Here is a 25,166-nt window from a genome sequence, read left to right on the forward strand (position 1 = left end):
GCGATACGGAACCCCTCTACCAGGTTTGGGGGGAATCCAACGTCGACCTCGGACGGTGTGTCAAGACCTACCCACCGAGCGTTACACGACCGACCATCGGATGTCAGCCGAGCAAGGCATCGACGACCCGCGGCGGAACGGGCCCGAAGCTGTGAACGGACCATTCCCAAACTCCGAGTTGAGGAATGGTCCGTTCCGAAGACCGGAAGCCGCTCGTCAGCCGAGCAGGGCGTCGACGAACGCCCCGGGCTCGAACGGGGCCAGGTCGTCCGGGCCCTCGCCGAGGCCGACGAGCTTGACCGGGACGCCGAGCTCGCGCTGGACCTGGAACACGATGCCGCCCTTGGCCGTGCCGTCGAGCTTGGTCAGCACCACGCCGGTGACGTCGACGACCTCGCCGAACACCCGGGCCTGGGTGAGCCCGTTCTGGCCGGTGGTGGCGTCCAGCACCAGCAGCACCTCGTCGACCAGCGCCTGCTTCTCCACGACCCGCTTGACCTTGCCCAGCTCGTCCATCAGGCCGGTCTTGGTGTGCAGCCGGCCGGCGGTGTCGACCAGGACGGCGTCGACCTTCGAGTCCACGCCCTGCTTGACGGCGTCGAACGCGACAGCGGCCGGGTCGGCCCCTTCGCGACCGCGCACGATTTCCGCCCCGACCCGGGAGCCCCAGGTGGCGAGCTGCTCGGCGGCAGCGGCGCGGAAGGTGTCGGCGGCGCCGAGCAGCACGGTGCGGCCGTCGGCCACGAGCACGCGGGCCAGCTTGCCGGTGGTGGTGGTCTTGCCGGTGCCGTTGACCCCGACGACCAGCAGCACGGCCGGCCGGCCGTCGTTGGGCAGCGCCCGCACGGACCGTTCCATGTCCGGGTGCAGCGCCTCGACCAGCACCTCGCGCAGCAGCGCCCGCGCCTCGGCGGCATCACGCACGCCCTGCGAGGCGATCTTCGTACGGAGCGAGGCGACGATCTCGGCCGAGGTGGCGGCGCCGAGGTCGGCCATCAGCAGCTGGTCCTCGATCTCCTCCCAGGAGTCCTCGTCGAGGTCGCCGGCGCCGAGCAGACCGAGCAGGCTCTTGCCGAACATCGTCTGGGAGCGGGCCAGCCGGCCGCGCAGCCGCTGCATGCGACCCTCGGTCGGTTCGATGTCATCGAGTTCCGGCTCGACGGCCATCTCCGGTTCCGGCAGGTCGACGTCGACCAGGGTCCGGCGCTCGGAGTCGCGCGGCACCGAGGCGTCGTCGCCGACGCCGGGCTGGCCGTCGACCTCGGTCCGGTCGGCCACCGGATGCTCGACCGGCTCCCTGACCGCCGTGCCACCGCCCGTAGACCCGTGGGGGGCGGAGCCTTCGCGCGCGGACAAACTGAAGCCGCCGTCGGCCTGGTAGCCGCCGCCCTTGGGCTTGTCCAGCTCCTCCTTCTTCGTCATGTCGATGCGCCGCCGGCGGGCCAGCACGAGCCCGACCACCAGGGCGACGAGCAGGACCGCCAGCACGACGGCGCCGATCACGATGAGCTGGGTAGGAGTCACGTCATCCATCCTCGCATTCAGGCCCTTGCCAACATCTAACGCATCGACGTCAGGTTTGGTAAGAAACATGCATGAAGGTCCTCGGCCTGCTCTCCGGCACGTCCATGGACGGCATCGACGCCGCCGTGGCCGACCTCCGCCTGGCCGGGGACACCGTGGAACTCACGCCGTTGCATGCCACTGCCATTCCTTACCCACAACAGCTGCACACGGAACTGCTCGGCGCGCTGCCGCCGCAGGACTGCACCGCGGCCAAGCTGTGCCAGCTGGACACGTGGGTCGGCCAGGCGTTCGCCGATGCCGGTACGCAAACGCTTGCCGCGCATCCGGACCTGGAACTCGTCGCCTCGCTCGGGCAGACCATCTATCACTGGGTCGACGGTGACCGCTGCAACGGCACGCTCCAGCTCGGCCAGCCGGCGTGGATCGCCGAGGCCACCGGGCTGCCGACGGTCGCCGACCTCAGGGCCCGTGACGTCGCGCGCGGCGGTCACGGCGCGCCGCTGGCCGCGATCCTCGACGCGCTCTGGCTCGCCGGCCGTGACGACCGCACCTGGGTCGCCCTCAACCTCGGCGGCATCGCCAACATCACCGTCGTCGCGCCCGGTCAAGCCCCGATCGCCTACGACACCGGCCCCGGCAACGCGCTGCTCGACCTCGTCGCCCGACGGGTCGGCCTGCACCAGGACGAGGACGGCGAACTCGCCGCCGACGGGACCGTGCAGCAGGACCTGTTGGAGCTGCTGCTGCACGAGCCCTACTACGCGCGGCCGGCGCCGAAGTCGACCGGCAAGGAGCTGTTCCACGTCGGCTATCTCGACGGCACCGAGCACCGGGTCGTCGAGGACGTCATGGCCACCATGGTCGAGCTGACCGCGATCACGGTCGCTGACGCGTGCAGGAAGCATGGCGCGGACGTGGTCGTCGCCTCCGGCGGCGGCGTGCGCAATCCGACGCTGATGCGAGCCCTGCAACGCCATCTCGCGCCGGCCGAACTGTGCGTGAGCGACGACTTCGGCCTGCCCAGCGACGCCAAAGAGGGCTACCTCACCGCCCTGCTCGGCTTCCTGACCTGGCACGGCGTGCCGGCCAACGGCCGACTGCTCGGCTCCGTGACACCCGGCCGCGAGCCGCTGCGCCCGCCCCTGCCGCCCGAGGTTCCCGTGTCCAAGCTGCGTGTAGTGGAGGTGCCCGATGCATCCGGCTGACCTGGTCATCATCGTGCTGTACCTGCTCGCCATGCCGGTGATCGGCCTGCTGCTGCGAGGAAAGCAGCGCACCGGCGCGGACTACTTCGTCGGCGGCCGGAACCTGCCGTGGTGGGCGGTGTGCCTGTCGGTGGTGGCCACCGAGACCTCGACGCTGACGGTGATCAGCACACCGGGTCTGGTGTGGGGCACCGGTTTCACCTATCTCCAGCTGGCACTGGGCTACATCATCGGCCGCTTCCTGGTGTCGATCATCCTGCTTCCCCGCTACTTCAAGGGAAATCTCGTCACCGCGTACGCGTTCCTGGGCGAGCGGTTCGGCACCGCCGCGCAAGGTGTCGCGTCGCTGGCCTTCGTCGTCACCCGGCTGCTGGCCGAGGGCGTGCGGCTGTTCGCAGGCGCGATCCCGATCCAGGCCATCCTGGCCAGCTACGGGATCCACACCGCCTACTGGCACATCGTCCTCGGCCTGACCGTGTTGACCGTGATCTACACGTACGTCGGCGGCGTGCGGTCGGTGGTCTGGGTCGACGTGGTGCAGCTGGCGCTCTACCTCGGCGGTGCGCTGGTGGCGGTCGGCGTGCTGGCGTCCCGGCTGCCGGACAACTGGTTGTCGGTGGCTGCCGCCGGGAATCGGTTGCAGTTCTTCGACTTCACGTCCAATCCGCTGTTCAGCCAGTACGCGTTCGTGACGGCGATCGTCGGCGGCGCGGTGTTCGCGATGGCCTCCCACGGCACGGATCAGCTGATCGTGCAACGACTTCTGGCCACGCGCAGCCTCCGTGACGGCCAGAAGGCGCTGATCGGCAGCGGCATCATCGTGTTCATCCAGTTCGGACTGTTCCTGCTCGTCGGCGCCGGCCTCTGGGTGCTGTACCACGGGGCTTCCCCGACTTCGCTGGGGCTGACCAACACCGACGGCTTCTTCTCCAAGTTCATCGTCGAGGACCTGCCGGTCGGCGTGGCCGGCCTGCTGATCGCCGGCATCCTGGCGTCCACCATGGGCGCGCTGGCCTCGGCGCTGAACGCGTTGTCCACCTCGACCGTCACGGATCTCTACGAGCGGTTCCGCAAACAGCCGCTGCCCGAGGATTCGGCGTTGCGGCACGGGCGGATCTGGACGCTGGTGTGGGCGGCGGTGTTCGTGGTGTTCGGCTCGATGTTCTCCAGCACCAAGGGCCCGGTGATCGAGCTGGGCCTGGGCATCACCGGCTACACCTACGGCGCGCTGCTGGGCTCGTTCGCCTTGGGACTGCTGGTGAAACGGGCCGCGCAGACCGACGCGGTGATCGCGTTCCTGGTGACGGTCGCGGTGATGGCGGTCGTCGTGTCGCTGAAGTTCACCGTCGGCGGCAAGTCGGTCGGACTGGCCTTCCCCTGGTACACGCTGACCGGCGTGATCATCACGCTGATCGTCGGCGGTCTGCTGTCGCTACGGCATCGGGCTCCGGTGCTGACCGGCTGACCGCCCAGCCCGCCAACGCCGACACCACCTGCATGACGCCGACGACGGCCAGGACGCCGGCCGGGCTGAGGACCGTCCGCAACGGACCGACGAGGGCGGCGCCGAGCGCGTAGGCGCCGGTCTTCATGCTGGCCCCGGTCGCACCGACCTGGCTGAGCAGCCCCGCCGGGCTGTACCGCTGGCGCGCGGCCAGCAGCGCCGGGAACTCCGGCCCGAGGGCCAGGCCGGCCAACAGCGCCAGCGCCAGCAGCACGGGGAACGTGCCGGCCAGCGACCAACTGGTCAGCACAACGCCGTAGAGGGCCATCGACGCCAGCACGATCCACCAGCGGTCCTGAAGCCGGATCAGCGCGATGTTCGTGACGACGCAGCCGATCTCCAGCGCCGTGAGGACAAAGCCGGCCGAGCCCTCGCCCCCGCCGAGCTGCTCGGTCCGCTCGGTCAGCGCGACGATCAGCAGGCCCATCGAGCCCCAGCCGAGCGTGGTGGCCAGCGTGACGGCGCGCAGCCTCGGCGTGCGGATCATGTGCCGCAAGCCGGTGAGCACCGGCTGGCGGCCGTGCGGGCTGGCCGGCACCGGCGCGATGAACGCCAACGCCAACACGCTGCCCAGTGCGGCGGCGGCGATGGCCAACACCGCCCCGGTCGGCGAGATCAACTTGGCCAGCAGGCCCGCGGCAGCCGGGCCGGCCATGGCCGCCGCGCTGAACGACAGTGAGTCCATGGAGTTGGCCCTGGCCAGCCGGTCCGGGGCGACCAAACCCGGCACCATCCCGGAGAAGCCGGCGCTGGTCATCGGCAGCGCCAGGCCGGCCAACACGGCCAGCGGCGGCCCGGCCCAGCTCGGCGTGACGACGATGCCGACCATGGCGACGACCAGGGCCAACTGGTTGGCCGCCAACAGGGCACGGCGATGCCGCGTGCCGTCCAACCAGGACCCGAGCAGCGGGCCGGTGAGCATGGACGGGAGGGCGTAGGCGGAGAGCGTGAGCCCGGTCAGGGCAACGTCGGTACCGCGGGTCAGCAGGTAGACCGCGAGGGCCGTGCCGACCATCTCGTCACCGAGGCGGGCCAGCGTGGCCGCCGTGTAATAGGCCCTCACCCAGTCTGTGTACTGCTCACAACGCAGTTTCGGCCAGCGCTTTTCGCCCGGTACAGGGCGGTGTCCGCGGCCAGCAGCAGCTTCTCCAGGGTGTCGCCGGCGCGCGGGTGCACAGCGCAGCCGATGGACACCGTCAGGCCGTCGACCTCGGCCTGTGTGCCGTCGATGGGCACGCCGACGATCATCGTGGCGATCGCGCCGCGGATCCGCTCACCGGCCACCACCGCGCCCGACTCGGAGGTGCCGGGCAGCAGGATGGCGAACTCCTCGCCGCCGAAGCGGCCGACCACGTCGTAGTCGCGGACCTGCCCGCGCAGGGTGTCGGCGACCGCCTTCAGCACCACGTCGCCCGCCACATGGCCGTAGGTGTCGTTGACCCGTTTGAAGTAGTCGAGGTCGACCATCAGTACGCCGAAAGTCCTATTCTCGCGTATCGCTCTGGCGTATTCACGTTGTGCCGAATCGTGCCATGCAAGTGCATTAAGCAATCCCGTTTTATCGTCGGTGCTCGCCGCGACTTCCAACTGCTTCACCAGGACACTTCTGTGCAACATCAACAACGGCGGCAGCACGAGGACAACGAGGACGGGTTGGTAGACCAAAGCCAGGGCGGCGAGACCACCGAGACACAGCGTTACCGTTTCGAGTGCGTTGTCACTCCAGGTGCCGAACAACGCCTGTCTCGACCGTTTCCGGCCGTACAGGAAAATTCCGGTCGCGGCCAAGCAAGCATTGACCAATTCGAACACCAGAGCGGCTGTCAGCACGATCGCCGCGGCCTGCCAGGTCGAGGGCGCGCCGGCGTCCAGCGAGCCGAGACCGGTCACGCGCAGCACCGACGAGGCGGCGAAACAGGACAGCAGCGCCCAGGCCGTGCTCACCGCGACCCGGTGCGGCGGACGCGCCCGCACGTGCCGCCAGACGCGGATCCACAGGTGGAGGTACAGAAGTCCGGCCAGCAGCGACACCATGGCCGGGGACAGCAGCACCGCGCCGGCCAGGTACCAGACCGAGGTCATGTTGATGTGCGTCTCGCCGGACATCCAGCGCCGCATCCGCTCGATCCGGGCCGACAGCTCGGCCTGGCCGATGCCGAGCACCAGCAGCACGCCGAGCCAGCACCAATCCATTCCGTGCTGAGGAAACCGGGTGGCGTCCGAAATCGGCAGCACCACAGCGGCGATCTCGCAAGCAAGTGCGAATGCCAGCCACGCCGGCGACTGCTTCCACACGTCCCAGTTCGGCACCGCGGCGCTCACGTCACGGAAACGTGCGATACTTGTGCGCAAGGCGATACCGAGAAGTGCCATAATCTAACTCGACACCCCCTCTAGTTCGACCGCTCCGCATCGACAACCACCCGACGTGTCTGCCGTCAGCGTAGTCGGCCGTGCGTCACGTGTACCCGGAGGAGGCGACCGACCATGGCGACTCGCGAGGGCTGAGCTCCCCATTCTCGCGCAGACGGCGGCCCGGCGCCGGTCCCCGGCCGACGGATACCCGCACCGTCCGTCTTCACACTCCGTCACCACGAAGCAGGTCGACGGCCTCCCCCGCCTCGGGCACCCCGAGCGGGCCCAGCACCTGCGCCGCCCGTTCCCACGCCTGCCTGGCCGCCGCGGTCGCGCCCTGCGCCCGGCGCCCCCGACCAGCCGTGAGCAGCGCCCTTCCCTCGACGAGGCGCTGGCCCGTCCGCGCGGCCAGCGCCGCCGCGGCCTCGGCGCGATCGACGGCCGGGCCCGATTCGCCCGACGCCAACTGAATCTCGGCGATCACGTGCAGTGTCGCCGCCTCGGCGCAGCGCATGGTCGCCGCGTCGCCGATGTCCAGCGCCTGCCGGGCGTGCGCCAGGGCCGAGGCCGGCTCGCCCAGCGCGAGCTTGGCCCGGGCCAGGCCCAGCTGGGACTGGAGCTCGCCGCTGCCGAACCCGACGCCGCGGCTGAGCTGCAACGCCTCGCCGTGCCGGCGGACCGCCGACTCGGGCCCACCGGTGGCCAACTCGATGGCGCCCAACGTGTTGAGCGCGTTCACCGTCGCGCCGCGCGCGCCGGCGCGGACCGCGAGGGCATGCGACTCCTCGGCTTCGCGCCGCGCCAGCTCGTGCCGGCCCATGTCCAGGTGCACCCCGGCGCACGTGTCCAGCACGTCGAACTCGTCCTCGCCGCCCAGCTCACGGCGGACCCGCAGCGACTCGGTCATCTGCGCGATCGCGTCGGCGTAGCGGCCGAGCTCCCGGTAGGAGTTGGCCATGTTGTTGCGCACCAGGGCCTCGCCGGCCGGCGAGGCGATCTGCCGGTAGCCGTCCAGGGCCTGCTCGAGGAACGCCACCGACTCGTCGAAGTGCCCGAGGTCGAAGTAGATGTAGCCGAGCCGGGACAGTGTCTTGGCCTCGGTCTCGGTAGCCCCGGCGGCGCGGGCCAGCGACAGCGCGTCGGTCGCGTTGGGCGCGGCCCGCTCCGTGACGCCTAACTCCGCGTGGGTGGCGGCCAGCGCGCTGAGCGCGGCCGCCTCGCCGGCGGTCGATCCCGTCTGCCGGAACAGCTCGACGGCCTGCTCCAGGTGGTCGAGGGCCGGCCGGGTCTGGCCGAGGGCGGCGTGCGCCGTGGCCAGGCAGTAGTTCGCGGCGGCCTCGCCGAAGGCGTCGCCGAGCTGGGCCGCCACCCGGCGACCGGCCTGGGCCGTGGCCACGGCGTCGACCGAATGCCGGTTGGTGACCAGGTACCGGCTGATCACCACGGCCAGCTGCCAGCCCATCGGCAGCCCGGCATCGGTGGCGTCGCGGACCAGCGCGACCATGGTGGCCCGCTCGTCGTCCAGGAACTTGGTGACCAGGTCGCGATCGGTGGTCCGGCAGATCACCGCGCCGTCGACCGGCTCCGGCAGCCCGATGTCGAACGGCGGCGCGAGACTCAATGACCGGACGGCCTGCGCCGCGGTGTGCAGGAAGCTGTCCCGCAGCCGGGCCAGCGCCGGGTCGCGCTCCCCGGGCTCGGCGAGCCCGGTGGCGTAGCGGCGGACCGAGTCGGGCAGGTGATATCGGCCGGGCGTGTGCTGGTCGATCAGGTGGGTCCGGTCGAGGACGTCCAATGCAGCCTCGGCATCGTCGTGGTCCAGGACCGACAGCGACGCCGTGGCCAGCATGCCGAACTCCAGGATCGGCGCGGCCCCGAGCAGCCGCAGCATGCGCGCGGCCGCGGCCGGCAGCATCTCGTAGGCGAGGTCGAAGGTCGCGTGCACCGCCGCTTCCTCGTCCTCTTCTACGTCCAGGGCATTCATCAGGCTGCCCTTGCGCAGACGGCGGACGTAGTCGGTGACGGGGCCGTCGATGATCGACCCGGCGGCAATGCGCAGGGCCATCGGCAGATGCGCGCACAGCGTGGCCAGCTCGGCGACGGCCGCCGGCTCGGCCCGCACCATCCGCTCGCCGAGCAGCGCCGCCAGCAGCGCCCGGGAATCCTTGGCCGCCAACACGTCCAGGCTCAGCGGGCTCGCCCCTTGCAACACGATCAGGCCGCGCAGGGCGTTTCGGCTGGTGATCAGAACCGCGCAGCCCGGCTCGCCCGGTAACAGCGGGCGGACCTGGTCGGGGGTGACAGCGTTGTCAAGGACCAGCAGCATGCGCTTGCCGGCCAGCTGCGAGCGGTAGAGCGAGATCTGCTCGTCTTCGTCGGCCGGGATCTGGTGTGGGACAACGCCCAGCGCGCGCAGCAGCCGGGGCAGCACCTCGGCCGGCGTGAGCGGATGGGCCGGGGCCTGACCGCGCAGGTGCACGAACAGCTGGCCGTCCGGGAAGCGCGCCCGCAAGTCGGTCGCGGCCCGCACCGCCAGCGCCGTCTTGCCCACGCCTGCCGGGCCCGACAGCGTCACGACCGGCACCGCGAGGTCCAGCTCCGCCGGCGCCAGCAAGGCCTTCAGGCGGGCCAGTTCCGTTTCCCGTCCGACGAACTCGCTGCCGTGCGCCGGCATTCGGAACACCGGGGCCTGGGCGCTGATGCTCGGCTGCGGCGGGGCCAGCTTGGCGTCGCTGACCAGGATCGCCTGGTGCAGGTCGCGCAGTTCCGCGCCGGGCTCCACCGCCAGCTCGTCGGCCAGCAGCCGTCTTACCTGGTGGTAGATCGTCAGCGCTTCGGCTTGCCGGTCCGAGCGGTACAGCGCCAGCATCAGCTGGGCCCAGAACCTCTCCCGCAGCGGGTTCGCCGTCGTCAGCGCGCGCAGCTCCGTGATCAGCTCGTGGTGCCGGCCCAGCGACAGTTGCGCGTCCAGCCGCAGCTCCGCCGCCACCAGCCGGCGTTCGTCCAGCGCCGCCGCTTCGTGCTGTCTCAGCCTCGGACTCGGCACATCCGCCAGCGCCGGCCCTCGCCACAGCTCCAGCGCCGCCGTCAGCAGTTCGATCGCCCTGGCCGGCTGCGCCGTTCGGGCTTGCGCCAGCAGCAGGTCGAAGCGCCCCGCGTCCACGTCTTCGGCCGGCACGTCCACCCGGTAGCCGTCGGTCACCGTCGTGATCAGTTCCGGCACCCCGACGGCTTGCCGCAGCCTCATCACGTAGGCCCGCAGCGTCGTCCGGGCCCCGTCCGGCGGGTCTTCGTCCCACAGGTTGTCGATCAGCTCTTGCGCACCGACCGTGCGGCCCGTGTACAGCAGCAGGGTCGCCAGCACGATGCGGTGTTTGCCCGCCCGAACCGGCACCGGCTCCCCGTCCTCCGGCACCAGCTCGACCGGGCCGAGCAGACGGAACCTCATGCGCATCGACCCTCCCCTCGGGTCGATCGTATTGGTCCGGTCACGCCCCCGGTTTCACATGTCCCTCACAAGCCCGAATCGTCCCCATTTCCCGACTACCGCTCAGGAAATTCCCGACGGGCGCGGAGGTTCGGACCCGAACGTCCGGTCAGTCCGGGTACCGCTCGTCGGTCGTGGCCTCCGGGGCAACGCCATCCGCCGGCTCCTCCACGACGGACTCGGCAACCGGCTCCGACACGGCCTCGGCGACGGGGTCCGCCTCGGCCACTGGGCCGGCCTCGATCACCGGTGCGGCGGCGGGCTCGACCACGGCCGGGGCGGGCTTGTCGGGGGCCTTTTCCATCTTGCCGCCGCGCAGGCGCTGCGAGATGACGGCGCTGATGCCGTCGCCGCGCATGGAGACGCCGTACAAGGCGTCGGCGATCTCCATGGTGGGCTTCTGGTGGGTGATGATCAACAGCTGGGACTTCTCCCGGAGCTGCTCGAACAGGGAGATGAGGCGGCGCAGGTTGGTGTCGTCGAGCGCGGCCTCGACCTCGTCCATGACGTAGAAGGGCGAAGGGCGGGCGCGGAAGATGGCGACGAGCATGGCGACCGCCGCCAGGGACTTCTCGCCGCCGGACAGCAGGGACAGGCGCTTGACCTTCTTGCCGGGCGGGCGGGCCTCGAGCTCGATGCCGGTGGTCAGCATGTCCTCGGGCTCGGTCAGCACGAGCTTGCCCTCGCCGCCGGGGAACAGCACCTTGAAGACGACCTCGAACTCGCGGGCGACGTCCCAGTAGGCCTCGGTGAAGACCTCGAGGATCTTGTCGTCGACCTCCTTGACCACGGTGAGCAGGTCGCGGCGGGTGGCCTTGAGGTCCTCGAGCTGGGTGGAGAGGAACTTGTACCGCTCCTCGAGGGCGGCGAACTCCTCCAGGGCGAGCGGGTTGACCTTGCCCAACTGGGCCAGGTCGCGCTCGGCCCGCTTGGCCCGGCGGGCCTGGACGTCCCGGTTGTACGGCATGGGCTGCGGCGCGGTGACCGTCTCGCCCTGCTCCTTGGCGGCCTCGTACTCGGCCAGCTCGGTCGGCGTGGGCGGCACCATGACGTCAGGCCCGTACTCGGCCACCAGGTCGTCGAGACCGATGCCGTACTCCTCGGCGATCTTGGTCTCCAGCTGCTCCAACCGCAGCCGCTGCTCGGCCCGCACAACCTCGTCGCGGTGCACGGCGTCGGTCAGCTTCTCCAGCTCGGTAGTCAGCTCACGAACACGCCCGCGCACGGTGCCCAACGCGGCTTCACGGTCGGCGCGACGGGCCTGCGCGGCGTCGCGGTCGGCGGCGGCGCGGTGCAACGACGACGCGATGCGGGTCAGCGCGGTCTCACCGCCGGACACGACGGCGTTGGCCACGGCGGCGCCGCGCACACGAGCGGCACGGGCGCGCTCGGCGCGTTCACGGGCCTCACGCTCGGCACGGGCGGCGCGGCGCAGCTGCTCGGCCTTGCCCTGCAACGCCCGCGCCCGCTCCTCGGCGGTCCGCAACGACAGCCGGGCGTCCATCTCGGACTGACGGGCGTGGTTGAGCTGGTTGGCGGCCTCGTCGCGCTCGGCGGTGTCGGGCTCCTCCTCGACCGCCTCCTCCTGCACGGCGGCGAGCCGTTCCTCCAGCTCGGCCAACTTGCCGACGGCGTCCTCACGGGCCTGCTCCAGCTTGACCCGCTGGCCGCCGATGCGCTCCACCTCAGCCTCGGCCGACCGCACGGCCGCCTTGAGCCGGTTGATCCGCTCGCTCGACCGGGCCCGCCGCACCTTGGCCTCGTTGAGCTGCTCCTTGAGCTCGGCGACCTCGTTGCGCCGGGTCTGCTGCTCGGCCCGGGCCCCGGCCAGCGCAGCGCCGGCGTGCTCGAGGGCCCGCTCGGCCGCGCCCAGCTTGTCCTGCGCCTCGTCGACGGCGGCCTGCACCTCGATCGTGCTCTGCGCCCGCCCCGAACCGCCGATAGCCCAGTCGGTGCCGAGCACATCGCCCTCACGGGTAGCGGCGCGCAGCCCCATCGCCACCAACGACCGTGCGGTCGACAGGTCGTCGACGACGGCCATCTTCTCCAGCGCACGCTCCACGGCCGGCCGCAGCGCCTCGGGCGCCCGCACACAGTCCACGGCCCAGCGCGCACCCGGCGGCAGCATCGGCCAGGACGAACGGTCCGGCACCGGTCCCCCGGCGCCGATCAGCAGCCCGGCACGACCGGCGTCAGAAGTACGCAACAACTCCAGCGCGGCGACGGCGTCCGAACCACCGTTCACGGCGATGGCGTCAGCCACCGGACCGAGCGCGGCGGCCAGCGCGACCTCGGCGCCGGCCTCCACGGTCAACAGCGCGGCCACGGAACCCAGCAGGCCCGGCAGCCGGTCGCCGGCCGCCAGCAGCGCGCCGGCGCCGTCCTTACGGGTCAGCCCCAGCGACAGCGCGTCGACGCGGGCCTTCCAGGACGAAATCTCCTTGTCGGCCGAGCGCTCGGCCTTGACCAGCTCCTCGACCCGGGACCGCGCCACCTTCTCGGCCTCGACGGCCTGGGTGTGCCGGTCCTCGACGCCGGCGTCGCCCTCGTCCTCGGTGCCGGTGACCTCTTGTTCCTCGGCCAGCTCGATACGGGCGATCTCGGCCCGCTCGCCGGCCTCGGCCAGCGAGGTGGACATCCGCTCGATCTCGTCGGCGGTCGCGTTGTTCTTGCTGCGCAACGCTTCCACCTGGCCGGTCAACCGGGCCAGGCCCTCGCGGCGGTCGGCGATCAGCCGCACCGCGGCCAGGTGCGCCTTCTCGGCCGCGGTGACCATGCGCTCCAGCTCGGACCGGCGCTCGCTGCTCTCGGCCAGCACGATCCGGGCCTCGGTGACGGCCTCGTTCAGCTCGGCCTCACGCTCGGCGGTCTGCTCGGCCTCGGCGTCCAGCTCGTCGGGGTCGCGGCCGCCGCGGAAGCCTCCGGCGGGGCCGACAGGTGCCGGGCGCGCTCCATGGCCAGCCGCACGGTGCCGCGCAGCCGCTCCTCCAGCGCCGACAGCCGGTACCAGGTCTCCTGGGCCTGCTGCAGGATCGGCGCGTCCTCGGCGACCAGCTGCTCCAGCTCGGACTGCTTGGCCGAGGCCTGCTGCACCAGCTGCTCGACCTCGGTGCGCCGGGCCCGTGCCGCCGCCTCGTCGGCCTCGTCACGGTGCAGGTCGCCCCGCTGGGTGACCAGGTCGTCGGCGTGCAGGCGCAACCGGGAGTCACGCAGGTCGGCCTGCACGGCCTGGGCCTTGCGGGCGATCTCGGCCTGCTTGCCCAACGGCTTGAGCTGGCGGCGCAGCTCCGCGGTGAGGTCGGTCAACCGGGTCAGGTTGGCCTGCATCGCGTCCAGCTTGCGGAGCGCCTTCTCCTTGCGCTTGCGGTGCTTGAGCACGCCGGCGGCCTCTTCGACGAAGGCGCGGCGCTCCTCGGGCTTGGACTCCAGGATCGCCGACAGCTGGCCCTGGCCGACGATCACGTGCATCTCGCGGCCGATGCCGGAGTCGGACAGCAGCTCCTGGATGTCCAGCAGACGGCAGGAGTTGCCGTTGATCTCGTACTCGGTCGCGCCCTCGCGGAACATCCGGCGGGTGATCGAGACCTCGGTGTAGTCGATCGGCAGCGCGCCGTCGGTGTTGTCGATGGTCAGCGTCACCTCGGCCCGGCCGAGCGGCGCCCGCCCGGCGGTGCCGGCGAAGATGACGTCCTCCATCTTGCCGCCGCGCAGGCCCTTGGCGCTGCCCTCGCCCATCACCCAGCGCAGCGCGTCCAGCACGTTGGACTTGCCGGAGCCGTTGGGGCCGACGACGCAGGTGATGCCCGGCTCGAAGCGCAGCGTCGTCGCCGAGGCGAAGGACTTGAAGCCCTTCAGCGTCAGGCTCTTCAGGTGCACGTCGGTTTACCTTCTTGGCGAGCTTGCTCCGGCCGGGTTATCGGCAGAGGGTACCCGGCGCGCGGGCGGACCAAGCGCACGCTGGGCCGAATGGTGAAAAATGAACTGATACGGGCCAATTCCTGGTCAGTTCTTGACGAAGGTGGTGACCGGGGTCACGGTAAGCGATGTCCCGGCTACTCAGGAGAACTCCGCCATGCCCAGATTCCTCGCCGTGGTGGCGACTTCGGCCAGCCTAGTGCTGCTGACACCGTTCGCCGGCACGGCCCCGGCGACTCCGGCTACCCCTCCGACCGACAGCAGGTCTACGACGCCGCGGCCGCCGAGTTCGGCGTGCCGGCCGAGGTCCTCCTCGGCGTGTCGTACCTGGAATCGCAGTGGAACACCTACGCCGGCACGCCCAGCGTGGCCGCCGGCTACGGGCCCATGCACCTCACCGACTTCGCCACCGCGAACACCGGGCAGCGCCCCGAGTTCGAGGACAGCGACGGACGCGGCGACGACAGCCGGCCGATGCTGCACCCGGCCCCGGTGCCGACTGACGTGCCGGCGGCGGCACTCCAGACGGCGCAGCAGGCCGCCCAGCTGGCCGGTGTCAGTGCGGAGGCCGTGCGCAGCGATCCACGGCAGAACATCCGGGCCGGGGCCGCGCTGCTCGCGTCGTACCAGAAACAACGCAGCGGCAACGCCGGTGACTGGTACGCGGCGGTCGCGAAGTACAGCGGCGCCACCGACAGCGGGTCCGCGGCAGACTTCGCCGACGAGGTCTTCCAGACCATACGACAGGGTGAAACCCGTACCACGGACGACGGACAGCAGGTCACGCTGCGTGCCGACGCCGCGGTCGCGCCGGACACCGGGCAGCTGGCCGAACTGCACCTCACGCCGACCAGGTCGAACGGCGCCGAGTGCCCCCGCGGCGTGTCCTGCGAGCTCGATCCCGCCGCCTACGCCCAGTACGGCCCCGGCCCGGATGACTACGGCAACCACGACACGTCGAACCGCCCGGCCTCGCAGAAGATCGACTACATCGTCATCCACGACACCGAGGCCACCTGGGACACCACGCTCAAGCTGATCCAGGACCCCAAGTACGTCAGCTGGAACTACACGATCCGGTCCCAGGACGGGCACATCGCCCAGCACGTGCTGGCCAAGGACGTGGCCTGGCACGCGGCCAACTGGTACATCAACTCCCGGTCGATCGGCGTCGAGCACGAGGGCTTCCTGGCCGAATCCGGTTGGTACACCGAGGCGATGTACCGCGCCTCGGCCAAGCTCGTGCGCTGGCTGGCCGCGAAGTACCAGATTCCCTTGAACCGCCAGCACATTCTCGGCCACGACAACGTGCCGGCCATCACGCCGACCCTCATTCCCAAGCAGCACACCGATCCCGGCCCCTACTGGGACTGGGACCACTACATGGCGCTGCTGGGCGCGCCGCGACCGCTGCCGCTGCCGGCGCCGCCGTTCGGCATGCTGACCATCCACCCCGACATGGCGACCAACAACGTGCCGTTCACCGGCTGCGTGAAGTCCGGCGTCGCCTGTCCGGACCGGGGCGCCAGCGAGGTCGTGCTGCACTCGCAGCCCAGTGACAGCTCGCCGCTGCTCACCGACATCGGCCTGCACCCCAGTGGCACGCCGCAGACCATGGACGTCAACGATGTCGGCAGCCGGGTGTCGGAGGGACAGCAGTACGCCATCGCTGATCGTCAGGGCGGCTGGGTCGCCATCTGGTACCTGGGTCAGAAGGGCTGGTTCCACGCCAAGGACGCCGTCTTCGCCGCCGGCGTGGTCGTGGCTCCCAAGCCCGGCAGGGCATCCGTGCCGATCTACGGCCGCGCCTACCCGGAGGCATCGGCCTATCCGGCCGGTGCGACGCCGCAGGACATCGTGCCGATGACGTACGTGCTCAGCGCCGGGCAGCGCTACGTGTTCGGCGGGGTCGCGCCGTCGCAGTACCTGGCCACGGTGTGGGATCCGACCGGCACCGTGAACACCAAGCCGGTCAACGGAAAGACCCGCTACTACGAGATCCAGTACGGGCACCGCGTCGAGTTCGTCAACGCGGACGACGTGCTGCTCCTGCCGGCCTTCTGAGACAGGGGAAAGGGCCGGCCTCTGGCTGAGGCCGGCCCTTGTCCCTCTACCCCGTCAGGACTTCGGGGTCAGGTCCACCAGGAACTTCTGGTCGACGGTCACCACGTCCATCCGGTCGATGTCGGCGATGTTGTACGACGTCGCCGTCGGCACCTGGCTGTCCGTCTCGGTCCCGTTGCGCCACCAGCCGACGCTCTGGGACTGACCGTTCTTGTTGTGCACCATCAGCTGGCACACCTGCCCGGCGGGCAGGTTGGCCACCTTGAGGTTGATCGCGGTGCCCCAGGCCTTGCTGGTCAGGTCGGCGCTGGCGGTGACCTTGCTGGTCTGGTCGGTCGCTTGCCACACCGCGGTCGGCGCGTCGGCCTGCGGCGGCCCGCTGGCCAGCGAGCGCTGCACGAACACGGCGCTCACCGCCACCGCCGCCACCAGCACCGCCGCCATCGTGATGAAGTTGCGACGGCTGGTGCGCTTGTCGGTCTCCCTGGTGCGCCGGCGATTGGCCGGGCCCTTGGCCTTCGGTTGCTGCGCGGGCGGTTCCGGTCGCACCGGGGCGGCCGGCCGCTGCGGCGGCCTCGGCTGCTCCGGCACCGGCGGCACCAGATGCCGGCCCGGGTTCGGGTCGTTCATCCGGCCCATGCCCGGCATCTGGCCGAAATCGGGTTGGGGGCGGTTCTTCGGCCGCGGCAGCGGCATCGATGGATGCTCCGGCATACCGGGATCGCCCGGTGGGCCGAGGGAACTCGGGTCCAGGTCGAACCCGTCGATGTCCTCCAAGTCTGCCAAGGAGATCCGCCCCAGCAGTCCGGGCAGCGGTGAGAACCGCACCAGTTCCTGCTGGCAGAACGGACATCCGGCGAGATGGCGCTCCATCTGCGAGCGCTCCCCCGGTTCGAGGGAGCCAAGCACATAGACGCCAAGGGATACTGAGTGCTGGCAACTCATAGCTCGGTCACCCCCCGCTCCTCCAGTGCTCCCCGAAGCGCGCGCAACGCGTAGAAGCAGCGCGACTTGACCGTGCCCGCGGGGACGCCCAGCACAGTTGCAGCCTCGGAGACGGTCCGACGGCAGTAGTACAGCTCCACGATGACCTGGCGATGGTCATGACTGAGCGACCGCATCGCCTCGGCAATCTGCCAGGCCTGCAATACGTGATCCAGTTCGTCGGAGCCCGAGGGCAGCTCATCGGTCTCCAGCGGAACCTCGGGTGCTCTGGCCTCCTTGCGGCGGTGACCGGAGATGATGAGGTTGCGCGCGACCGTGTACAGCCACGGGCCGGCCTGCTCGGGTTCCAGCGAGTCAGCGTGTTTCCACGCGCGCAGCAACGTCTCCTGCACGATGTCCTCGGCGTACTGGTAGTCGCCTCGCACAGCTCGCAACACGTAGCCGAGTAGCGGCCGCCGGTAGCGGCCGTACAGCTGCCGTGCCAACTCGTCACTACGATTCGCGCTCTGACCCACGAACGTCCAATACGGAGCCGGGTCGTGGGCGGTTCAGCGTTCTTCAAAACCTTTTGTGACACCCCTGGCCTCCGACCATCGCTCGACGACGAGATCCACACGTCCAGGGGTGTCACCGGAGTTCAACGCGGCCAGCAACTTCTGACAGGAGTCCCGTGGTCCCTCGGCCACGACCTGCACGCGGCCGTCGGCCAGGTTGGTCGCCGCGCCGTCGAGACCGAGCTCCAGCGCCCGGCTGCGGGTCCACCACCGGAAGCCGACGCCCTGCACGCGGCCGTGCACCCAGGCCGTGAGCCGGACCGTCTGTTCTGTCATCTGGCAATGATCGCGTGCACCACCTCCCACCTGCCCGGAAGGTGGCCCGCGCGCGGTTGTACCCCGTTCGCCCGCCCGTGTGTCACCCATTAGTGGTACGGTCGCCCGCCGTGAGCCCCCGCAGCAGACGACCGGCCACCGCCGGCATGCTCGTCGGACTGACCCTCGGCGCCGCGTGCGCCGGTGGCGCGTCGGTCGCCGTCGGGCCCGCCTCCCTTACCTCCGTGCTGCTCGGCGAGGCCAGCCCGCTCACCACGGCCCCGGCCGTGACGCAGCAGCTGGGCGCCGCAGCCGGCCACGAGCAGAACAGCCGCCTGGTCACCTCCACCGGCGTGCCGGCGGAGACCACGACCACGTCACCGGCCGCCACCACCACGACCACGGCGACCAGCACCACCACGACGACCTCCGAGCCGCCGACCAGCACCACCACCGGCGCGAAGCCCACCACCACCGCCGGCGACGACCTGCCGAAGGAACCGGGCCCGCGGGTGATCGCGCTGGTCAACAAGCACCGGACCGAGATCGGCTGCAAGGCGCTGACCGAGGACAAGCGGCTCGACACCGCCGCCCAGAAGCACAGCGACGACATGCAGAAGAACAACTACTTCTCGCACACGTCGCTGGACGGCCGCAGCTTCGTCGACCGGGAGCGCGCGGAGGGCTATCCCAGCCCCGGCGGCGAGAACATCGCCGAGGGCTACCCCACCGCCGAAGCGGTGTTCAAGGGCTGGATGGACTCCGACGGGCACCGGCGCAACATCGAGGACTGCAGCTTCACCACGATCGGGATGGGCGTGACCACCACGGGGTGGTACTGGGTGCAGGACTTCGGCAGGTAACCGGGTGAAGTTGAGCGTGTTCACCGGATCGCGTGACGCCCGTACTGAGTGCTTTTCACTCTGGCCGACACGACCCGTATTCTCTGGCCGGGGCGGTAACGAGGAGGTCACGTGAGCGAGCCCGAGCGGGCGTTGTTGAGCCCGCCCAAGCGGAGCGGCGCGCCGCGGTCGTCGGCCAAGGTCATGATGGCCGCGGCCGGGGTCGTGGTGGCGACCGCGTTCGCCTCGGTGGCCACCATGGCGGCCGGGCAGACCGCGACGCCGCAGTCGCAGAACCAGAACGTGGACCCGGCCTCGCAGCAGCTCGGCGGCACGACGCAGACCACCGACGCCAACGGCGACACCACCAGCGGCACCGGCGACACCACCAGCAGCAGCTCGTCGACCAGCGCCTCGTCGACGTCGAAGACCACCACGTCCAAGACGACCACGACGACGGCGAAGGAAGGCGGCAGCAACCCGCCCGGCGGCACCACGCCGATCACCCAGCCGGGCGGCGGCGGCACGACGTCGCCAACGCACACGACGACAACCACCACCACGACGACCACGACGACACCGCCCACCACGACGACCACGACCACGCCTCCGGCCGGCAACCCGCCGGAGTGATCAGGCCGCCAGCCCGCCGCGCGCGATGACACTCGTGCGGCGGGCCAGTGCGACCGCGTGGTCGGCGAAACGCTCGTAGTTCTGGCTGAGCACGGTGGCGTCCACCGCGGTGGCGATGCCGTGCGGCCAGTCCTCGCGGGTCACCGTGGCGAACACCACCCGGTGCAGGTCGTCCATGATGTCGTCGCTGGCGTCGAGGAAGGCCGCCAGCTCGGGGTCGCCGGTGCGGATCACCTGTTCCGCCGTGTTGGCCAGGGTGATCGCCAGCTGGCCCATGTCCGCGAACGGGTCGCGCAGCTCCGTCGGCAATACCGGGGCCGGGTACCGTCGGCGGGCCGCTCTCGCGATGTGCAGCGCCAGATCTCCCATGCGCTCCAGGGCATCCACGGCGTGCACCGCCGTAAGGACCACGCGCAGATCCGTGGCCGCCAGCAGGTGTTCCTCGCACTCGGCCCGGGCGCGGGCCAGCGCGGCATCGCCCGTGATGACCTTCTCCGCCATCGACCGGTCGGCGTCCAGCAGCGCGACGCTCGCGTGCCGCATGGCGTCGCCGACCTGGCCGCACAGGTCGGCCAGCCGGTCCAGCCGACGGTGCTTGACCTTGCCCACCTCACCGAGGGTAGGCGCGCGTCAACGGAATGGGTCGCCGGCGGGAAAACCCTGACGCGACCCGAACGCGCGGTGCCGGGCCGACCGCTGGCGGACGGCCGACCCGGGTTCCGCACCACCCCCGCGGGGGTGGAATCTCAGGCGGCCCCGCCGCTGTTGGCGATCCACTGGCCGCCGGTCTGCCTGGCCTGCTTGCGGGCCTCCAGCAACGCGGAGATGACCAGGTCGACCTCCTCGTCGGAGAGGAACGCGACCTCGCCCGGGGGCGCCTGCAGCACCACCTTGTCGCCAGCAGACCACACGCGCAGTGCCCGGCGCTTCTTGCCGAACCCGAGACAGGACACCTCGTGGCCCTCTGGTGAGCTCATGGCCAACTCCTCCCTGCGAGAGGCTGGTCGTCGCGGCCGCGATCCTGGGGGTAGCCGCGCCTCTCGCACGATCACGTAGAACATAGGTGTACGCACCGCAGTTGTTACGCACTCTAACTGCCGAGTTTGCGTCCAAACGGGTGATGTTGTGTCAGCAAACAGGACAAGTTGTCACCATTTGTAAAGGTGGTAGTGCGGTCAACTAGATCACCCTGCGCTGTCGATCGCCCATCCGGCGTCACTCCGCGCCCCGCAGCTCCGTTCGGCCGCACCGGTCGTCTGCACGTGCACATGCCCGAGGAAGTGGTATTGCTGTGCGCGTCCGTCCGACCACGGTGCGTACAATCACGGCATCACGCAGGCCGATGGCCGCATGGAGCCCCAGAAAAATGACAGCGGCCCACACGCGGCCGTCGGGTCGGCCTGCCCAGGTCGACGGGGTCATGGCACGTCACCAACCCCAACGCACCAAGGACACATCGTGGCAAGCGTCATCGCCTACATAGACGGCTTCATCCTGCTCCGCGACCTGCGTGGCAAATACGGGCGTCGGTCCCTCCGGCTGGACCCGGAGGGACTGGTCCAGCGGCTACGCCCGGCCGACGAGCTCCTCGCGGTCAGGTGTTTCACGCCGGACAAGCCGTCGGCCCTCAGGTTTCGTGGCGGCGAGAAGACCGAGATCGTGCTGAGCCGCCGCCGGCGCACGGATGTCACCTGCGCGGACTGCGGTCAGCGGACCGCACATGGCAACAACGGTATGAGTGTCGACATGGCGGCTTCGCTCCTCGCCGACACCGCCACGCGGGCGTCGGACATCGCGCTGGTCGTCTCCGCCGACAGCGACTTCTGCCCCGCGATCCACGCCGCACAGCGCATCGACCCGGACCGCAAGGTGGTTGCGGCTTTCCTCCCGGCACACAGCTCGTTCGAGGTCCGCGCTCTTGTGCCGGTGTCGCTGATCACCCACGGGACGCTCCGCGACTCGCTGCTGCCCGACGTGGATTTCGCCGCACGAGACGAGCCTGATGCAGCCCTCACGTCTCGAAGCGGTAGCCCATGCCGGGTTCGGTGAGCAGGTGGCGGGGGCGGGAGGGCTCGGGCTCGAGCTTGCGGCGGAGCTGGGCGAGGTAGACGCGAAGGTAGTGGGACTCGGTGGCGTACTGGGGACCCCAGACGTCCTGGAGGAGCTGCTTCTGCGCGACGAGGCGGCCGCGGTTGCGGACGAGGACCTCCAAGACGCCCCACTCGGTGGGGGTGAGGTGGACCTCGGAGCCGTCGCGGTGGACCTTCTTGGCGACCAGGTCGACGGTGAAGGACGAGGTCTCGACGACGGCCTCCTCGCCGTCCGCGGCGGAGGACGCGGAGCGGCGGACGGCGGCGCGGAGGCGGGCGAGGAGCTCGTCCATGCCGAAAGGCTTGGTGACGTAGTCGTCGGCCCCGGCGTCGAGGGCCTCGACCTTGTCGGAAGAGTCGGTACGAGCCGACAGCACGAGAATGGGCACGGTGGTCCAACCGCGAAGCCCGGCGATGACGTCGGTGCCGTCGAGGTCGGGGAGGCCGAGGTCCAGGACGACGACGTCGGGCTTGGTCTCGGCGGCCGCCCTCAGCGCGGAAGCGCCGTCGTGGGCGGTGAGGACCTGGTAGCCCCGGGCGGACAGGTTGATCCGCAGTGCCCGGACGATCTGCGGCTCGTCGTCGACGACCAACACCTTCGTCATGACTGCTCCTCCTTGGCCGGCAACGAGATCACCACGGTCAACCCACCGCCGGGTGTGTCCTCGGCGGTGATGGTCCCGCCCATGGCCTCGGTGAACCCCTTGGCCACGCTCAACCCCAGGCCGACCCCGCTGGTCGCGTCCCGGTCCCCCAACCGCTGGAACGGCTGGAACAACGCATCGCCGGCGCCCTTGGGCAGGCCACGGCCCCGGTCGACGACCCGCAGCTCCACCTGCGAGGCATGCGCGCTGGCCCGGACCTCGACGGCGGGCTCACCATTCACGCTGCTCCCCGGCTTGCCGTGGCGCAAGGCGTTGTCGATCACGTTGGCCACCACCCGTTCGAGCAGCCCGGGATCGGCCAGCACGAGCGGCAGCCGCTCGTCCACGTCGACGAACACGGTGCGGCGGTCGTCGATGCCGGACAGGGCCAGCGCGACGATCTCGTCGTAGGCCACGGACCGCAGCTGCGGCCGCACGGCCCCGGTGGCCAGCCGGGACGAGTCGAGCAGGTTGTCGACGAGCCCGGCCAGCCGGTCGGCGGACTCCTCGACGGTGGCGAGCAGCTCGCCGGTGTCCTCATCGGACAGACGCAGCTCGGGATCGCGGAGACTGCCGGCGGCGGCCTTGATCGAGGTCAGCGGCGTACGGAGATCGTGCCCGACGGCCGACAACAGCGCGGTCCGCAGCTCCGTGGTCTCGGCCCGGCGCTGCGCGTCGGCGGTCTGGGCGGCCATCCGCTGCTGCCGCAACGCCAACAGCGCCTGCCCGGCGGCGGCCTCGAGCCCGCCGGTCGGCGGCCTCCAAAGCCTTGCCCCGCAAGGCAAGATGCACCTCAGGCGTCACGGGAACGTCCACATCGGCCTCATCGGGATCATCGCACGGCTTGGGCCCGACACAGGCGACCCGCTCCCACTTGCCGTGCTTGTGCTCGAGCAGCGCCACCGACGTGAGCCCGAAGTTCTCCCGCACCTTCTCCAGCAGCCGCACCAGCGGATACGGGCTGGTGAGCACGGTCCGCGCGTACGACGCGAGCAACGCGGCCTCGGTCCGTGCCCGTGCGGCCTGCTCGGCCCGACGCGCGGCCCGGTCGACCACCAGCGCCACCATCACGGCCACGATCACCATGGCGATCAACGTGATCACGTTCTCGCCGTCGGCGATGGTCAGCGAGTACAGCGGCGGCGTGAAGAAGAAGTTGAGCAGTCCGGCCGACAGCGCGGCGGCGACCACGGCCGGCCCGATGCCGCCGACCAACGCCACGATCACGGTGGCCAGGAAGTAGTCCACGGTGTCGGTGGACACGGTGATGGTGCCGTGCAGCAGCACGCCGATGCCGGTGGCCAGGGCCGGCAGCAGCAGGGCCAGGCCCCAGCCGAGCAGCTGGCGCTGCGGCGTCAGCGGACTGCGCCCCCACTTGAACCGCCAGCCTCGGGTGGCCTCGCTGTGCGTGACCATGTGCACGTCGATCGGCCCGGACTCCTGCACGGTGATCGCGCCGATGCCCTCCTCGAACAGCCGCGCCACCCGCGACCGCCGGGACGTGCCGAGCACGAGCTGCGTGGCGTTCACGCCACGGGCGAAGTCGAGCAGCGCGGTCGGCACGTCGTCGCCGACCACGGTGTGGAAGGTCGCGCCGACGTCGTCGGCCAGCCGCCGGTACTTGGCCACCTTGTCGGCCGGCGCGCCGCGCAGCCCGTCGCCGCGCAGGATGTGCAGCACGAGCAGCTCGGCCCCGGACCGGGTGGCGATCCGCCGGGCCCGCCGGATCAGCGTCTCGCTCTCCGGCCCGGCGGTGATCGCCACCACCACCCGTTCCCTGGTCTCCCAGGTCTCGGTGATCTGCTGCTCCGACCGGTACCGCTGCAACGCCACGTCGACCTGGTCGGCCACCCACAGCAGCGCCAGCTCGCGCAGCGCGGTCAGGTTGCCGACCCGGAAGTAGTTGCCCAGCGCGGCATCGATCTTGCGGGCCGGGTAGACGTTGCCGTGGGCCAGCCGCCGGCGCAGCGCCTCCGGCGTGATGTCGACCAGCTCGATCTGCTCGGCCGAGCGCACGAACTGGTCCGGCACGGTCTCGTGCTGGGCGATGCCGGTGATCCGCTCGACCACGTCGTTGAGGCTCTCCAGGTGCTGCACGTTGACCGTGGACAGCACGTCGATGCCGGCGTCGAGCAGCTCCTCGATGTCCTGCCAGCGCTTGTCGTTGCGCGAGCCGGGCACGTTGGTGTGGGCCAGCTCGTCGACCAGCGCCACCTCCGGCCTACGGGCCAGGATGGCGTCGACGTCCATCTCCTCGAGGTCGAGCCCGCGATGGGTGAGGCGCCGTCGTGGCACGATCTCCAGGCCCTCGACCAGCTGCGCGGTCTTCTCCCGGCCGTGGGTCTCGACCAGGCCGACGACGACGTCGGTGCCGCGGTCGGCGCGGCGGCGCGCCTCGCCGAGCATCGCGAAGGTCTTGCCGACCCCCGGCGCTGCCCCGAGGTAGATGCGCAGCTCGCCGCGCCGCGGTGTGTCCGGTTGCACGTCGCTCAGTCTGCCCTTGTCAGTGCTCTGCTGCCTGGACGGCCAGGTTCAGCGCCAGCACGTTCACCGTCGGCTCGCCGAGGAAGCCGGCGCCCCGCCCGCTGGTGTTGTCGGCCACGATCTTCGCCACCTGGTCGACGGACAGCCCGGTCACCCGGGCCACCCGGTTGATCTGGAGCTGGGCGTAGGCCGGGCTGATCGCCGGGTCCAAGCCCGAGGCCGACGCCGTCACGGCATCGGCCGGCACCTGGTCCACCGACACGCCCTCACGTTCGGCGACGGCCTCCTTGCGGGCCTTGACCTGGGCCACCAGCACCGGGTTGTCGGCCGACAGGTTGGACGGGGCCGAGGTGGCGGCGTCGTTGTCGGCCAGGCCGAGCTTGGTGTTGTCGGTGGCCGAGAAGTCCGACGCGGTGGCCGAGGGCCGGGTGTGGAAGTACGGGTCCCTGTTCGGGTCCTTGGCCACCGGGTTGAGCCCGATCAGCGAGGACCCGACCGGCTTGCCGTCGACCGTCACGATCGAGCCGTTCGCCTGCGCCGACAGCCCCGGGACCTGCCCGATCCCCCACACCACCAGGGGATACGCGATCCCCAGCAGCACCGTCATCAGCAGCACCATCCGGAGCCCGGCGACGGTCTGCTTGACCAGTCCTGAACGCACG

Annotated in this window: 17 protein-coding genes and 2 pseudogenes; 6 read left to right on the top strand and 13 right to left on the bottom strand. The window is 70.7% G+C overall.

The features are described from left to right. Window positions 1-216 precede the first annotated feature (216 nt). Window positions 217-1,533 (bottom strand): signal recognition particle-docking protein FtsY, encoded by a 1,317-nt coding sequence (ftsY, locus tag M3Q35_RS26385; protein ID WP_273935211.1) that lies wholly within the window; start codon window positions 1,531-1,533, stop codon window positions 217-219. Window positions 1,534-1,595: 62 nt separating this feature from the next. Here ftsY and M3Q35_RS26390 point away from each other — a divergent pair, with 62 nt between their 5' ends. Both M3Q35_RS26390 and M3Q35_RS26395 read left to right on the top strand, forming a co-directional pair. Continuing rightward, on the top strand, window positions 1,596-2,732 hold the full coding sequence (locus M3Q35_RS26390) for an anhydro-N-acetylmuramic acid kinase (RefSeq protein ID WP_273935212.1): 1,137 nt from the start codon (window positions 1,596-1,598) through the stop codon (window positions 2,730-2,732). Then, a complete protein-coding gene (locus M3Q35_RS26395) occupies window positions 2,719-4,197 on the top strand; it encodes a sodium:solute symporter (protein ID WP_273935213.1) in 1,479 nt (492 codons plus the stop codon). Before M3Q35_RS26390 ends, M3Q35_RS26395 begins: the two co-directional genes overlap by 14 nt. Here the strand turns inward: M3Q35_RS26395 and M3Q35_RS26400 are convergent. From M3Q35_RS26400 to smc, 4 genes and pseudogenes are all read right to left on the bottom strand, one after another. Further along, the gene (locus M3Q35_RS26400; RefSeq protein ID WP_273935214.1) at window positions 4,136-5,299 is read right to left on the bottom strand and encodes an MFS transporter; all 1,164 of its coding nucleotides are present in this window, start codon (window positions 5,297-5,299) and stop codon (window positions 4,136-4,138) included. The genes M3Q35_RS26395 and M3Q35_RS26400 overlap by 62 nt on opposite strands. Then, the gene (locus tag M3Q35_RS26405; protein WP_273935215.1) at window positions 5,296-6,558 is read right to left on the bottom strand and encodes a GGDEF domain-containing protein; all 1,263 of its coding nucleotides are present in this window, start codon (window positions 6,556-6,558) and stop codon (window positions 5,296-5,298) included. The genes M3Q35_RS26400 and M3Q35_RS26405 overlap by 4 nt, the downstream gene beginning before the upstream one ends. A gap of 256 nt (window positions 6,559-6,814) precedes the next feature. Beyond that, window positions 6,815-10,045 (bottom strand): AfsR/SARP family transcriptional regulator, encoded by a 3,231-nt coding sequence (locus tag M3Q35_RS26410; RefSeq protein WP_273935216.1) that lies wholly within the window; start codon window positions 10,043-10,045, stop codon window positions 6,815-6,817. A gap of 322 nt (window positions 10,046-10,367) precedes the next feature. Next, window positions 10,368-13,954, bottom strand: a pseudogene (gene smc, locus M3Q35_RS26415) (chromosome segregation protein SMC); the annotation flags it as partial. Between the two features lie 90 nt (window positions 13,955-14,044). Between smc and M3Q35_RS26420 the strand changes: the two are divergent. Next, complete coding sequence (locus tag M3Q35_RS26420) at window positions 14,045-16,057, top strand: peptidoglycan recognition protein family protein (RefSeq protein ID WP_273935217.1); 2,013 nt, start codon at window positions 14,045-14,047, stop codon at window positions 16,055-16,057. 54 nt (window positions 16,058-16,111) lie between these two features. Here the strand turns inward: M3Q35_RS26420 and M3Q35_RS26425 are convergent, their stop codons facing one another. The 3 genes from M3Q35_RS26425 to M3Q35_RS26435 all read right to left on the bottom strand — a co-directional run bounded on the left by M3Q35_RS26425 (window position 16,112) and on the right by M3Q35_RS26435 (window position 17,832). Beyond that, the gene (locus M3Q35_RS26425; protein ID WP_273935218.1) at window positions 16,112-17,002 is read right to left on the bottom strand and encodes an anti-sigma factor family protein; all 891 of its coding nucleotides are present in this window, start codon (window positions 17,000-17,002) and stop codon (window positions 16,112-16,114) included. After that, window positions 16,999-17,487 (bottom strand): sigma-70 family RNA polymerase sigma factor, encoded by a 489-nt coding sequence (locus M3Q35_RS26430; protein WP_043722788.1) that lies wholly within the window; start codon window positions 17,485-17,487, stop codon window positions 16,999-17,001. Before M3Q35_RS26430 ends, M3Q35_RS26425 begins: the two co-directional genes overlap by 4 nt. A gap of 63 nt (window positions 17,488-17,550) precedes the next feature. Further along, window positions 17,551-17,832 (bottom strand): acylphosphatase, encoded by a 282-nt coding sequence (locus tag M3Q35_RS26435; RefSeq protein ID WP_273935219.1) that lies wholly within the window; start codon window positions 17,830-17,832, stop codon window positions 17,551-17,553. Window positions 17,833-17,942: 110 nt separating this feature from the next. Between M3Q35_RS26435 and M3Q35_RS26440 the strand changes: the two genes are divergently transcribed. Further along, window positions 17,943-18,674 (top strand): CAP domain-containing protein, encoded by a 732-nt coding sequence (locus tag M3Q35_RS26440; protein ID WP_273935220.1) that lies wholly within the window; start codon window positions 17,943-17,945, stop codon window positions 18,672-18,674. 111 nt (window positions 18,675-18,785) lie between these two features. Next, on the top strand, window positions 18,786-19,286 hold the full coding sequence (locus M3Q35_RS26445; protein ID WP_273935221.1) for a hypothetical protein: 501 nt from the start codon (window positions 18,786-18,788) through the stop codon (window positions 19,284-19,286). Here M3Q35_RS26445 and M3Q35_RS26450 read toward each other — a convergent pair whose 3' ends face one another. Then, window positions 19,287-19,895, bottom strand: a complete 609-nt coding sequence (locus M3Q35_RS26450) for a phosphate signaling complex PhoU family protein (protein ID WP_273935222.1) — start codon at window positions 19,893-19,895, stop codon at window positions 19,287-19,289. A gap of 137 nt (window positions 19,896-20,032) precedes the next feature. Then, entirely contained in the window at window positions 20,033-20,263 is a 231-nt protein-coding gene (locus tag M3Q35_RS26455) for a hypothetical protein (protein ID WP_157494940.1), read from the bottom strand. Window positions 20,264-20,744: 481 nt separating this feature from the next. Here M3Q35_RS26455 and M3Q35_RS26460 point away from each other — a divergent pair, with 481 nt between their 5' ends. Further along, window positions 20,745-21,335, top strand: a complete 591-nt coding sequence (locus M3Q35_RS26460; RefSeq protein WP_273935223.1) for a PIN domain-containing protein — start codon at window positions 20,745-20,747, stop codon at window positions 21,333-21,335. On the opposite strand, the gene M3Q35_RS26465 is transcribed toward M3Q35_RS26460, so the two are convergent. The 3 genes and pseudogenes from M3Q35_RS26465 to kdpC form a co-directional block, all read right to left on the bottom strand. Then, the gene (locus M3Q35_RS26465) at window positions 21,298-21,981 is read right to left on the bottom strand and encodes a response regulator (protein WP_273935224.1); all 684 of its coding nucleotides are present in this window, start codon (window positions 21,979-21,981) and stop codon (window positions 21,298-21,300) included. The two genes, M3Q35_RS26460 and M3Q35_RS26465, sit on opposite strands and share 38 nt — an antisense overlap. Continuing rightward, a pseudogene (locus tag M3Q35_RS26470) lies at window positions 21,978-24,504 on the bottom strand (DUF4118 domain-containing protein). The gene M3Q35_RS26465 and the pseudogene M3Q35_RS26470 overlap by 4 nt, the downstream one beginning before the upstream one ends. A 19-nt stretch (window positions 24,505-24,523) precedes the next feature. Next, window positions 24,524-25,165 (bottom strand): K(+)-transporting ATPase subunit C, encoded by a 642-nt coding sequence (kdpC, locus tag M3Q35_RS26475; protein ID WP_273935225.1) that lies wholly within the window; start codon window positions 25,163-25,165, stop codon window positions 24,524-24,526. Window position 25,166 lies beyond the last annotated feature (1 nt).

It is taken from the genome of Kutzneria chonburiensis (assembly GCF_028622115.1).
GTDB lineage: Bacteria > Actinomycetota > Actinomycetes > Mycobacteriales > Pseudonocardiaceae > Kutzneria > Kutzneria chonburiensis.

What these genes read in the sequence shown, in the direction of transcription:
- M3Q35_RS26395 (WP_273935213.1), top strand. Translation starts at nt 2,719, where the DNA reads ATGCATCCGGCTGACCTGGTCATCATCGTGCTGTACCTGCTCGCCATG.
- M3Q35_RS26425 (WP_273935218.1), bottom strand. Translation starts at nt 17,002, where the DNA reads ATGAGTTGCCAGCACTCAGTATCCCTTGGCGTCTATGTGCTTGGCTCC.
- M3Q35_RS26390 (WP_273935212.1), top strand. Translation starts at nt 1,596, where the DNA reads ATGAAGGTCCTCGGCCTGCTCTCCGGCACGTCCATGGACGGCATCGAC.
- M3Q35_RS26420 (WP_273935217.1), top strand. Translation starts at nt 14,045, where the DNA reads ATGGTGAAAAATGAACTGATACGGGCCAATTCCTGGTCAGTTCTTGAC.
- M3Q35_RS26465 (WP_273935224.1), bottom strand. Translation starts at nt 21,981, where the DNA reads ATGACGAAGGTGTTGGTCGTCGACGACGAGCCGCAGATCGTCCGGGCA.
- M3Q35_RS26435 (WP_273935219.1), bottom strand. Translation starts at nt 17,832, where the DNA reads ATGACAGAACAGACGGTCCGGCTCACGGCCTGGGTGCACGGCCGCGTG.
- M3Q35_RS26410 (WP_273935216.1), bottom strand. Translation starts at nt 10,045, where the DNA reads ATGCGCATGAGGTTCCGTCTGCTCGGCCCGGTCGAGCTGGTGCCGGAG.
- M3Q35_RS26455 (WP_157494940.1), bottom strand. Translation starts at nt 20,263, where the DNA reads ATGAGCTCACCAGAGGGCCACGAGGTGTCCTGTCTCGGGTTCGGCAAG.
- ftsY (WP_273935211.1), bottom strand. Translation starts at nt 1,533, where the DNA reads ATGGATGACGTGACTCCTACCCAGCTCATCGTGATCGGCGCCGTCGTG.